The organism is Vibrio sp. 10N.286.48.C11, assembly GCF_041469805.1.
GTDB classification, from domain to species: domain Bacteria; phylum Pseudomonadota; class Gammaproteobacteria; order Enterobacterales; family Vibrionaceae; genus Vibrio; species Vibrio crassostreae_C.
Map to the genome: position 1 here is coordinate 1685 of NZ_JBFRLK010000095.1, position 1484 is coordinate 3168.

Here is a 1484-nt window from a genome sequence, read left to right on the forward strand (position 1 = left end):
CTGACTATTGATGCCAATGGCCATTGGACATTCACCGCCAACAGCGCATTTAATCAATTAAACGTCGGCGATAAAGTAGAAGAAACCTTCACTGTCACTTCCGTTGATGGCACACCTTCGACCATTAAAGTCACGATTAACGGCACTAACGACGCCGCTACTGTCAGCAGTGCAACCGTTGCTATCGATGAAACTGACAAAGCGGTAACCACCTCAGGCACACTAATCAGTACCGACGTAGATAATCCAGATAACACTTTCACACCTGATTCGATTACTGGAGCTAACGGTGACCTGACTATTGATGCTAATGGGCATTGGACATTCACCGCCAACAGCGCGTTTAACCAATTGAATGTCGGCGATAAGGTCGAAGAGACCTTCACGGTGTCGTCCATCGATGGCACCCCTTCGACGATCAAGGTCACGATTAACGGCACTAACGATGCAGCGACAGTCAGTACCGCAACAGTCAGTGTGGATGAGACTGATAAAGCGGTAACCACATCAGGCACGCTAACCAGTACTGACGTGGATAATACAGATAATACGTTTACGCCAGATTCCATTGCAGGCACAAATGGCGACTTGACTATTGATGCCAATGGTCATTGGATCTTCACCGCTAACAGCGCGTTTAATCAATTGAACGTCGGCGATAAAGTCGAAGAGACTTTCACTGTCTCGTCTATTGATGGCACACCGTCGACCATCAAGGTGACGATTAATGGCACTAACGATGCAGCGACAGTCAGTACCGCAACAGTCAGTGTGGATGAGACTGATAAAGCGGTAACGACATCAGGAACGTTGACCAGTACTGACGTGGATAATCCAGATAATGCATTCACACCGGATTCTATTTCAGGTACCAACGGTGACCTGACTATCGATGCTAATGGTCATTGGGTGTTCACCGCGAGCAGCGCGTTTAATCAGTTAAACGTCGGCGATAAAGTAGAAGAAACCTTCACGGTGTCGTCTGTTGATGGAACACCGTCAACCATCAAAGTGACGATTAACGGCACTAACGATGCAGCGACAGTCAGTACCGCAACAGTCAGTGTGGATGAGACTGATAAAGCGGTAACGACATCAGGAACATTAACCAGCACCGATGTCGATAATCCGGATAATGCGTTCACTCCAGACTCCATTGCAGGCACAAATGGCGACCTCAACATTGATGCCAATGGTCACTGGGTATTCACCGCTAACAGCGCGTTTAATCAATTGAATGTCGGCGACAAGATCGAAGAGACCTTTACGGTATCGTCGGTTGATGGCACACCGTCAACCATCAAAGTGACGATTAACGGCACTAACGATGCAGCGACAGTCAGTACCGCAACAGTCAGTGTGGATGAGACTGATAAAGCGGTAACGACATCAGGCACGTTAACCAGTACCGATGTTGATAATCCTGATAATACCTTCACACCCGATTCCATTTCCGGTACCAACGGTGACCTGACTATTGATGC

At 47.8% G+C, this 1484-nt stretch carries 1 protein-coding gene; it reads left to right on the forward strand.

Annotated elements, in window-relative coordinates; genetic code table 11:
• Positions 1-1484: VCBS domain-containing protein (locus tag AB4209_RS20215; RefSeq protein WP_372057104.1), on the forward strand; the 1484-nt coding region annotated here is incomplete at both ends.